The 10,845-nt window shown below is 60.5% G+C and carries 7 protein-coding genes; 3 read left to right on the top strand and 4 right to left on the bottom strand.

Features of this window, described 5'->3' with window-relative positions; translation table 11 throughout:
• Positions 1-5 precede the first annotated feature (5 nt).
• Genes ACRRQW_RS13225 through ACRRQW_RS13235 form a run of 3 tightly spaced genes read left to right on the top strand, consistent with a single transcriptional unit; the run spans position 6 to position 3,747 of the window.
• On the top strand, positions 6-2,138 hold the full coding sequence (locus ACRRQW_RS13225; protein WP_438481944.1) for a TonB-dependent receptor family protein: 2,133 nt from the start codon (positions 6-8) through the stop codon (positions 2,136-2,138).
• 20 nt (positions 2,139-2,158) lie between these two features.
• Positions 2,159-2,725 (top strand): hypothetical protein, encoded by a 567-nt coding sequence (locus ACRRQW_RS13230; protein ID WP_438481945.1) that lies wholly within the window; start codon positions 2,159-2,161, stop codon positions 2,723-2,725.
• Positions 2,722-3,747 carry a beta-propeller fold lactonase family protein gene (locus ACRRQW_RS13235; protein ID WP_438481946.1) on the top strand — a complete coding sequence of 342 codons (1,026 nt, stop codon included), beginning with the start codon at positions 2,722-2,724 and terminating at the stop codon, positions 3,745-3,747. Before ACRRQW_RS13230 ends, ACRRQW_RS13235 begins: the two co-directional genes overlap by 4 nt.
• A 3-nt stretch (positions 3,748-3,750) precedes the next feature.
• Here ACRRQW_RS13235 and ACRRQW_RS13240 read toward each other — a convergent pair whose 3' ends face one another.
• Genes ACRRQW_RS13240 through ACRRQW_RS13255 form a run of 4 tightly spaced genes read right to left on the bottom strand, consistent with a single transcriptional unit; the run spans position 3,751 to position 10,756 of the window.
• On the bottom strand, positions 3,751-7,092 hold the full coding sequence (locus ACRRQW_RS13240) for an efflux RND transporter permease subunit (RefSeq protein WP_438481947.1): 3,342 nt from the start codon (positions 7,090-7,092) through the stop codon (positions 3,751-3,753).
• Positions 7,089-8,264 carry an efflux RND transporter periplasmic adaptor subunit gene (locus tag ACRRQW_RS13245; RefSeq protein WP_438481948.1) on the bottom strand — a complete coding sequence of 392 codons (1,176 nt, stop codon included), beginning with the start codon at positions 8,262-8,264 and terminating at the stop codon, positions 7,089-7,091. Before ACRRQW_RS13245 ends, ACRRQW_RS13240 begins: the two co-directional genes overlap by 4 nt.
• Before the next feature lie 3 nt (positions 8,265-8,267).
• Entirely contained in the window at positions 8,268-8,624 is a 357-nt protein-coding gene (locus ACRRQW_RS13250; protein ID WP_438481949.1) for a DUF1573 domain-containing protein, read from the bottom strand.
• Between the two features lie 41 nt (positions 8,625-8,665).
• On the bottom strand, positions 8,666-10,756 hold the full coding sequence (locus ACRRQW_RS13255) for a hypothetical protein (RefSeq protein WP_438481950.1): 2,091 nt from the start codon (positions 10,754-10,756) through the stop codon (positions 8,666-8,668).
• Positions 10,757-10,845 lie beyond the last annotated feature (89 nt).

Raw genomic sequence — 10,845 nt, forward strand, 5'->3', positions numbered from 1 at the left:
ACTCCATGAAAACGCTTCCGTTACTTCGCTTCTTTTTCAGTTTTGTCGTGCTGGTTCCAGCCCTTGCACAGACGAAGAATTCCGAAACTGAAATCGTAAGATTGCAGAACGTAACCGTGACGGCGACCACCTCAGCGCCGGAGACGTTGCGCACGCTGGCGACGTTGCGCGCTCAGGCGAGTCAAGTTCCCGGTGCGGTGACGGTGATTGGTCGCGAAGAGTTGGGCGCGGGGCGGGACGGACGTTTCGAAGACTGGCTGCGACTGTCACCCGGGGTCGCTTTAACTTCGGATAATGCGGCGGATGCATCGAAAATCTCCATGCGAGGTTCGGGGATTCAAAGCGACGAAGCGCTGGGAGTGCAGGTGTTGCTCGACGGACTCGTTTACAACCAAGGCGACGGTGAGGCGAATCTTGAGGAAATCGATCTGGCGAGTGTGTCGGCGGCGGAAGTGTTTCGGGGGGCGAGCGCGCTGCGGTATGGCGGTTATGTGTTGGGCGGTGCGATCAATCTCGTTTCGATGACGGGGCGCGATCATTCGGGCGGGAAAATCGAAACCGAGGCGGGGCGTTTTGGGTTTCTGCGCGCGCATGCGAGTGCAGGATTCGCGCGAGGTGACGCCGATGTATTTATTGCGATCGCAGCGCGCGAGACCGATGGGTTTCGTGAGCACAGCGCGGAGCATGCAGAGATTTTTTCAGGGAATTTCGGTTATCGCCTTGGAACGCATTCGGAGAATCGCGTGTATTGGGGATTGAGCCAATGGGAACGCGAGATTCCCGGCGACCTCACGCTCGATGAATTGTCGGACGATCCCGAGCAAGCCGATGAAGAAGCACTTGAAGGTAACTTACGCGTCTTTACCCGGTCGTTTCGCGTCGCCGACAAATACACACGCGTCACCGACGGGCAGCGCTTGGAAATCGGCGGGTTTTATCACTACCGCAAGTTCATGTTGTATGATCGTTATGAGCGCGATTACCGGCTCGGCGTGACGGATGCGGACTCCGATAACTTCGGTGTATCGCTCTCGATTGAGCAGCGGGGCACGGTGCTTGATTCGCCAGCGACGTTCACGTTTGGATTGGCACCGGCGCATGAGGTCGAACGCAGCGAAAATTTTCGCAATGACGACGGTGTGATAGACCGCACACGTCGCACGGCATCAGGTGTGACCCGTGGATTAAATTTTCCAGTGTTTGCCGAGGCCAGCGTCGCGGTCACGTCGCGCACCACGCTCGTGGCCGGCGCGCAATTCGTCCACGTCGACCGGAAATTCGAAGACCGTTACTTCACGGACAACGAGGGTGACGCATCCGATCGCCAGCGCTTCCGTAGCTTGAATCCGCGATTCGGACTGGTGCACAAGACCTCCGATGACGCGCAGTTATTCGCGAATGTTGTGCGCAGTTTCCAACCGCCATCGTTCGACGACTTAAATCCATTTGAAGAAGGCACGAACGGCAGCGTTGTTTACACGCCGCTAAACGCGCAACGCGCATGGACGATCGAGGCCGGCCATCGCGGTCAACAGGGACGCTTCGAGTGGGATGTCGCTTTGTATCGTGGGGAAGGTCGCGACGAGCTACTCGAACTTAATGACGCCGCCGGGCGCGACATCGGCACCGTGAACGCACCCCGCACGCTGCATCAAGGCGTGGAAGTTGGCCTAGAGATCGAACTGCTCGCGCCAGGTTCGGAAAATGTGCGGAGCTCCCGATTGACGTTGAGGCAGGAATACACGCTCGGGGATTTTCGTTTCGACGGAGATCCGGTTTACGGACGCAATCGCATCGGCGGGTTGCCGGTGCATAATTACGAGGCGGATCTGAGGTGGAGTCACGCAAGTGGCGTTTCCGTGGGTGCGTCGCTGCAGCGGAGTTTCGGCGACTATTTCGGCGACCACGCAAACACGTTGAAAGTCGATGCCTACAGCCTCGTCGGCTTGCACGCGGAGTATCGCGGGCCGAACGGCCTCCGCGTGTTTGTGGAGATGCGTAATCTCACGGATCGCAATTACGTTTCCATGGCGAAGCCGATTGGCGATGCCCGCACGGTGGACGAGGATGAAGAACTGCGAATTTTCGCGCCGGGCCGACCGCGCACCTTAGCTGCCGGCGTGGCGTTGGTATGGTAGCGAGAGGTGGCAGCTTTTTCGTGAAGGCCTGGCCAAACTGCGCGCGGGTGTGGGCGCTGGCATTGCTTGTCACGACGCGCTCGACGGCATCCGAGCACGGGGAATCTTCAGCAGAACGGTGGAGGAGTTTATTGGCGAACTCGCCGTTCTCGATTGCGCAAGCACGGCCCTCCGCTCCGCTCGAAGAAACAACCGCGCGGTTTTCCGGGTATGTATTCGAAGACAACACGATGTTGTTTAACCTCTACTTGCCGGCTCGCCGCCGAAGTATCTGGCTCACCCTCGGCAGTGCGGAGGACGGGATCGCGCTGGTGAGTTACGATTCAAACGCTGACACGATCACGATCGAATATCACGGCGTGCACCATGCGCTCAAAATGATCAACGCGCGGGTGGTGGACTCAAATGCGCATCAGGCGAACGGGCCGACGCCAGGCGAGGGAGATTTGGTTCCGCCTCGCGATATTCGCAACGGCTTAAGGAACCAGTCGCTCACCCGCGAAGAGGTCGCGCCCCACATGGATAACGACTGGTTTCGCGAATTTGTCCGCAAATATGGGCCACCTGTCTACGTCACCAAACCATGAAAATATTCCTATTCCTTTTCGCGACGCTGAGGCTTGGCTCCCCAGTCGTGTGGGCCGCTGATTCATATCACGTTGTCGTGACCAACGAGCGATCGGGTGACTTGAGTGTGTTTGCCGCGCCGAGTCATACGCTCATCGCGACGATTCCCGTCGGCAAACGCCCGCGAGGCATCCAACTCACTCCGGACAAGCGCACCCTGCTCGTGGCGTTGAGCGGCAGCCCGATCGCGGGTCCGCCCGGCACGCGAAAAGAGTCAGATGACGACGAAAAAAAAGCGGACAAAACCGCTGATGGTATCGGGGTGGTGGATGTTGCGACGAAACGCCTGCAACGCGTGCTGGAGTCAGACTCTGATCCGGAGCAACTGGCTGTGAGCCCGGACGGCACTTTGCTTTATGTAACTAACGAGGATATCGGTGCCGTCAGCGTGGTTTCGATGCCGGAGGGAAAACGCGAGCACCTGATCCCAGTCGGTCTGGAGCCGGAAGGGGTGGCGGTGAGTCCCGACGGAAAATTTGCCTATGTCACCTGCGAGACGAAAGGCGACATTCACGTGATCGACACGCGCACACACCAAGTGATCGCGCAGTTCACGGTTGAGGGTCGCCCGCGCACGGTGGCATTTTTTTCCGACAGCAGTCATGCGGTGATTCCTTCCGAGCTCACGGGATTGCTGCATGTCGTCGACACGGTGCAGCACCGCGTGATCGAGTCCATCCGACTGCCAGCCGGGTCGCTGCCGATGGGGGTGCAACTTTCTGCGGACAATCGCCGGGCCTATGTCAGCAACGGCCGCGCTCGCACGGTATGCGTGGTAGATTTGCCGGACAGACGCGTGGTGAAAGTGATCAAGGTCGGCACCCGCCCGTGGGGACTAGCGCTTTCGCCTGACGAAAAACTGCTCTACACCGCGAACGGCCCATCGAACGATGTGTCCGTCGTGGATCTTGCCCTCGGCAAGGAAATTGCCCGACTGCCCGCGGGCATGAGCCCTTGGGGCGTGGTGGTAATTCCGCAGTGAGCATTAGTGCGCGTCTGCGCGCAGCTCGCGTTCTCGCAGCCAGGCGAAAATTACCGGCGTGACGATCAAGATGTGAAGCAGCGACGAGATCATGCCCCCGAGCACAGGCGCCGCGATGGGTTGCATGACTTCGGTCCCGACACGTGTGCTCCAAAAAATCGGCACCAACGCCGCGACCGTCGTGGCAACCGTCATGAGCTTCGGTCGCAGGCGCTGACGCGCACCTGCTTTCACGGCGTTGAGTAATTCGCTGCGCGTGAGCTTGGCTCCGCGCGCGGTCCGCTGTTGCTGCACCGCCGCGTCGAGATACGTCACCATCACAATGCCTGTCTGAATCGCCGTGCCGAACAACGCGATGTAACCGATCCACACCGCGACGCTGAAATTGAAGCCCAGTGCCGCCTGTAAAAATACTCCGCCACTCAACGCGAACGGCACGGCGAGGAGCACGTGAGCGGCTTCGATGGGCGAGCGAAAGGCGAGTGCCAGCAGCACGAAGGTGATCAACAACACCGCCGGCATGACCCAGCGCAAGGTCGCGCGGGCACGCACCTGATGCTCATACTGGCCCGAGTATTCCACGACCATGCCGGGCGGGAATTCGATTTCGCGGGAGATGTTTTCGTGAACCTCTTTAACGAAACTTCCGAGGTCGCGACCGGAGACGTTGGCTTGGACAACGGCGAGCAACCGGCTGTTTTCACTGGCGATCTCGCTGGAACCGAGGACGCGTCTAATCGTGGCAATTTGGCCGAGCGCCACGACCGCGGGCGAGGCATCCAGTTGCGGAGAAGTGTCAATTGCGGTGCCTGGCGGGAGCCGCATCGAACTCATGCGGCCGGGCGGGGGCGGCGAGAGACTTGAGAGCATGTCGCCCATCGCAGCAGCGGAGGCATTTTTTTCGGTCGCGAGCTGACGTATTGGCACCGGCAGTGCCGCGAGGCGTTCGAGATCTTCGCGGTCGGCACGTTCGAAACGCACTTGGATCGGCCAGCGTTCACGGCCTCGAAAGCTGAACCCAGCGTGCTTGCCGCCGATCCCGGCTTCCGCCACGACCAGCACCTCGGCCGCGCTCAAACCATAGTGCGCGAGTGCGGCGCGATTGACGGAAATTTCCATATAAGGCCTGAATTGCGTGCGTGACGGGGTGACGCCGACGGCTCCGGGAATTTTTTCGACGAGCGTCGCGATTTCCAATGCCTTTTGCTGGAGCGCGGCTGAATCGTCGCCGAAAATTTTTATGCCCAACTGCCCGCGCACGCCGGTCGAGAGCATGAGAATTCGACTTTCAATTGGCTGCAAAAATCCCGGCACATAACCCGGCACTTGGTGCAATTTGGCCGTGAGTTCAGCTAAGAGTTGCTCGCGCGTCAGGCCATTCCGCCACTGCGCTCGCGGTTTTAATTGGATGGTCGTCTCAATCATTTCCACGGGCGCGGGGTCGGTAGCCGTGTCGAAACGCCCGAGTTTTCCGGCGACGCTCGTGACTTCCGGCGTGGCGCGGATGAGTTTGTCCTGCCACGCGAGGATGCGTTGCACCTCCGTGAGGGAAGTGCCGGGCGGCAGCACCGGCATGAACACCAACGCCCCTTCTTCGAGTGCGGGCATAAACTCTGTGCCGAAACCTCGCAGCCAGTGTGGAGTTTCGCCGTCGGTTGAAAAGGAGCGCGCTATCCAAACCGGCACGCCGAACGCAGCGATCAGCGCGCACCCGAAAATACCCGCAGCGAGACCAAGCACGGTTTTCCGATGCACGAGTGCCCACGAGAGAGCTGGATCGTAAAGCGCGAGCGCGGCGCGCATGAACCAGTTGCGTTCCTCGGCTTGAAACGGCCCGCGCACGAGGAGCGTGCACAAGACCGGCACGAGCGTGACGGCGAGCAACGTCGCGCCAATCATGGCGAACGTTTTTGTCCACGCGAGCGGATGGAATAATTTCCCTTCCTGACCCGTGAGGGCGAAGACCGGCGCAAATGCCAAAATGATAATGAGCATCGCGAACACGAGCGGACGCGCCACTTGCTGGGCGCCCTCCAGCGTGTGCGCCCACGTTTCCTGACCGCGCAATTTTCGGCCGAGCCCAGCTTCCGCGATCGCGCAACGACGCATGACATTTTCCACCAGCACAATCGCCGCGTCCACGAGCACCCCGATGGCAATCGCTATGCCGGTAAGCGACATCAGGTGCGAGTGGATGCTGGCGGTCTTCATCAAAATGAAGGCGATCAAGATCGAGGCTGGCAGCGGCAGTGTGACGATCAGAATGCTGCGGAAGTGGGCCAAAAAAAAGACATGAACCAGCGTGACCAGCACCACGGATTCCCAGAGCGATGCGCGTAATGTGTTTAACGCGCCATCGATCAAGTCACTGCGATCGTAAAATGGTTTGATGGCAACTCCCGCCGGCAATCCCGGCGCGAGGCGGGCGAGCGCGGCCTGCGTGTCGCGAATGACTTGCCGCGCATTTTCGCCGGCGCGCATGACCACGGTGCCGCCAACCACTTCACGGCCATCCACGTCCAGAGCGCCGCGCCGGAATTTTCCGCCGACGCGAATCGTGGCGACATCGCGCAACGAAATAATCCCGCCATGCCGAGTCGTCAGAGTAGTCGATTCGAGGTCGGCGGCTTCGGTAATCAGACCGCGTCCGCTGACGATAAATTCACGACCGTTTTCTTCGACCGTGCGGCCACCGACGCTGAGGTTGTTGCGAGCGACCGCGTCGAGAATCTCGTGTAACCCGATGCCGTGATGGGCGAGACGCAACGCGGAGAGTTCAATTTCCCACTGACGCACAAATCCGCCGATACTGGCAATTTCCGCGACCCCTGGCACGGCCGCGAGGTGAGGACGAATAAAATTATCTTGGAGGGCGCGCAGTGAACCCAGGTCTTCGCGGTGCGATGTGTCATCGAGGTAATATTGGAACACCCAACCAAGCCCGCTCGCCTCCGGCCCGAGTTTATAGCGCGCGTCAGCAGGCAACTCGGTGGCGTGAGCCGAAAGTCGCTCGGCCACGCGAGCACGAGCGGAGAGCGGATCGGTTTCATCGGAGAAAACCACTGTGATGAACGAAAATCCGAACATCGAACTCGCGCGCACCGCCCGCAGTCCCGAGAGGCCTTGCAGGTTCATCGAAAGCGGACGCGTGATTTGGGTTTCGATTTCATTTGGGCTGTGGCCGGCCCATTCGGTTTCGACGATGACTTGGTTTTCGGAGAGATCCGGCATCGCATCGATCGGCACCGTGTGAACGGCAAACACGCCCCAGCCCAAGGCCAGCACCGTGAGGCTGAGCACCACAAAACGGTTTTCGAGCGACCAACGAATAATCGCAGCAGTCATCGCGGGGTGGACGCGGTGAGTTGCGCTTGCGCGTCGATCAACAACGCGCCTTCCGTGACGACGCGCTCGCCTTCGGCTAGGCCGCCGAGCACTTCGACATGGGTGTCGCCACGGCGGCCAAGGGTGACAGGCCGAGCCTCGTAAGTGAAATTGGCACGCTCGACCCAGACCTGCGGGCCGGTGGCGCTATCAAGCACGGCGGAGCGGGGCACGACGAGCGTCGGTCGCAGCGTGACGGCAATTTTTCCCTCGGCGAAAAGCCCCACGGCGAGCCCGGCGGCTTGGTTAACTTCAGCGCGCGCCCGAACCGCTCCGCTGGTTGTGTCGAGCGTAGGATCGAGGAAAGTGATCGGCGCGCTGAAGGTCCGTGCACCGGTGGTGAGTTCGATTTCCTGCGCAGCCGACATCCACTCGCGATCCACGACAGGCACAGAGAAATTAAACCACAGCGTCGAGAGGTCGGCGATTTCGAGCAAGCGGTCACCGGTGCGCACCCACTGGCCTTCGACCACGTCGCGCGTGAGGACGGTGCCGCTCTCGCGAGCGAGAATCAATGGAGTGGAGGACGGTTCGCGGTAGGCGATCAAGTCATCGAGTTGCTGCGCAGAAAATCCGAGTTGCATCATCTGTTGGCGCTGCTCGGCGATGGCGGCGGTGGAATTCTGACCGCCGGTCGCGAGTAGCAACAGTTCCGTTTGCGCGGAAAGCAACGTGCGGCTGAAAAGCGCCATGAGCGGTTCGCCCGCGCGAATCTCCGCGCCGTTCGTCGGCACGTAGAATTTATCGATGCGGCCGTCGGCCCACGCGGTGAGGTAGCGGCGGCGCGTAGCGTCGATTGCAAACGTGCCTCCGACGCGCAGCGTGCGCAGGAGCGGGACGTGAGTGACCGCGACCGTGTGGACGCCGATGACTGTCGCAGCGGCAGGATCGAGCACGACGACCGGTGCGCCGCAGATTTCCGCAGAGGGGCGGCCGGCGCGCGTAAGCGTCATGCCGCACACGGTGCATTGGCCCGGTTGGTCGGCGACGACCCACGCATGCATGGGACAGCGATAAGCGCTGGCCGCCGCCACGAGCGAAGAGTCGGCCGGATTGATGCGGTGCGGAAATTTTCGACCGACAAATACGCCGAGTAAAAAAACGAAGCCCGCGAGGAGGACGGCCCGCACCATGACTTAATTTTCCGGGAGCTGAATGCGCAAAGTCAGCGTGGTCGGTGTCTCAGGATTCTCCGCGGTGACCACGTTGATCGTGCGCAGCACGCGACCGTTTTTTCTCTCTCGTTTGAAAGTGGCGCGCAGTTCGCCCGATTCCTGCGCGGCGTAGGTTTCTTTTTTCAATTCTGCGGTCACGCAGTCGCACGAGGAAAGCACCATCGCAATGTGCACCGGATTGGGGCCGGTGTTTTTGAAACGGAAAACCACTTCGGCTTGATCCGCGCCATTCGATAAATCGACTTCGCTGACCAAGCGCTCCCAGGTCAGGGTCGCAAAGCCCGACCGCACGCAGAGCAAACTGAGCGCGGTGAGCACGAGACGACGAAGAAGAGAGGAGAAAAATGCATGCCGGCGAATTACTGTGGCGTGAGTTTAATCGCATCGATCGCGAGCCCGTAGCCGCTGCTCGACGCGTTTTTGCCGGTGACGGTGAAACGAATCGCCTTGGTGCCCGTGGTGCTGAACGTGACCGTGCCGATGACCTGTTCGACTTGGAAGAGTTGCGCCGTGTTATACTGATCCTGCGCCGAGCCGAGATTTGTGTAGGTGCCGCCGAGGGTCGGCGAAGTCGCGATTTGATAGATGCCGCGATTGTTGCCGGTTTTGATGACGACACTCAGTTGATACGTGCCCGCGTTGACGGACGGAGTGATGCGCGTGACGTAGTCGGCGCTCGCAGTCGCATCGTAGAAAGCGAGGGCACCGCCGCTGGCGTTGGCGTCGGTCGAAGTGCGCCACGTGTCGCCGGAACTCGCGCCGGCGGCGAGCGAACTTTCCTGGAACGTGTAACTCGTGCCGGCGCTTGGCGTGGCGCTGACCTGCGAGGAGTTGGCGCTTTCACCGCCTGTGCCCGTGGCGGAGACGACGTAGTAGTAAGTCGTGCCGTTGGTGAGGCCGGTGTTGGTGTAGCTGTTGGTCGCGGAGGTAAATGTATTCGGGTAAGTGCCGCTCGTGGTGCCGCGTTTGACGGTGTAGCTGGTGGCACCGGCGGAAGCGTTCCACGTGAGGGAGACTTGCGCGTTGCTCGCGGTGGCGGCGAGACCGGTGGGCGCAGGGGGTGCGCTGGTCGGCGTGACGATGAAGGTGGTGACCGTGTAAGCGTTGAGCGTGTAGTTGAAGGTGCCGCCAGTGACGTTGATCGTGCCGAGATTAACGGGGGATTGGTTGCCGGAGTTTTTTTGCCAGACGGCGACGGAGGCATTGGTGACGCCGGTGAGATTGAAGGTCGTCGTGGTGTTGTCCGTGGGATTGTAATTTACCGCGACGATGTTGCGCGGGTTGCCGGAAGAGACGGCGTAGATGTGACCCGTGCTGGAGGTCGTGGTCGTGCTGACGAGTTGCGTGCCGAAGCCTGTGAAAAGATCTTCGCCGGTAAACATGCCGATGCCGTGGTAGGCCGGCATGGGGTCGTTGGGCTGTGCGGTGTAACTTGAGCCGCCGTAGGTTGGGTTGGCCGTGTCGACGAGAAAGCCCATCGTGAGACCGTTCTTGTCGGCGTAAAAACGCGAGATGACGCCGGATTTTACCATGCGGCCCATGGCGAGCGCCGTCCACACGGTGCCGTAATGCTGGAGCTGCCGCGCGTCGGAATTGGTTTTGAGATTCCACTCGCCGATTTCGATCGGCATGGCGCCGCCCACGGTAGAACCCCAAGTAGCGATCAGGAATGAGCGCAAGTCGGCGGGATTGGTTTCGTATTTTTGCAGCGTCTCGTCGAGGAGCGTGGCGTTGTTCGCATTGCCGCTACCGTAGGAGTGGAAAATGACGAAGTCCGGTGTGCCGCCGAGTTGCTGGATCCGCGTCAACGCCGCTTTGAGGAAACCCGTGTTGGAGGAATTATATTGGGCAGAAGCGGGACCGCCGATCTTGATGGTGGGATCGGCGGCTTTCATGGCCGCGGCCATCGCGACGAAGCCCTGCGCATAGGATTCGACGGTGTGGCCGTTGTCGCTCGGCTCGTTGCCGATGACCCAGCGCGTGACCGGGTTGCTGGTCGTGTCGTTGAAGTAATCGACCATGTTCGCGGCATCGGTGACCCACGTGGATTGCGGCAGCGCGGCATCCATTTGCACGCGAATCTGCGGGATCGCGCCCGTCGCTTTGATCGCGTTGATCCATTGCGTGCCGGTAATCGAAGTGTCGCCGCCCGCAACTTTACTGACGATGGTGCTGCTGGGATTACCCGGAGTTTGGTAACCGAGATTCACCCGCAACATCGCGAGATCGAGCATCGAGATCGCCGCTTGTTGGTTGAGGTCATTGGGAAGCTTGGTGGAACCATAACCGCTTTCGATGCCACTGAAGGTGAGGGGATCGATGGTGCGCACCACGGTGTTGAAATTCACCGCAACGGTGGCGGTGCCGGCGACGAGTGCGGACGTAGTCAACGCTACGGCGAGGATCGGCACAATACAGGCCGACCGAAGGAAGGACGAGGGAGGATTCATGGCGGGACGGGGGTTGTCGGCGCGCCGCGGAGTGAGGGGAACAAGCGGGAAACGCCGGAAGCAATCAGGGCACCAACAACTCATCCCGA

Source organism: Oleiharenicola lentus (assembly GCF_051660365.1).
Lineage (GTDB): Bacteria > Verrucomicrobiota > Verrucomicrobiia > Opitutales > Opitutaceae > Lacunisphaera > Lacunisphaera lenta_A.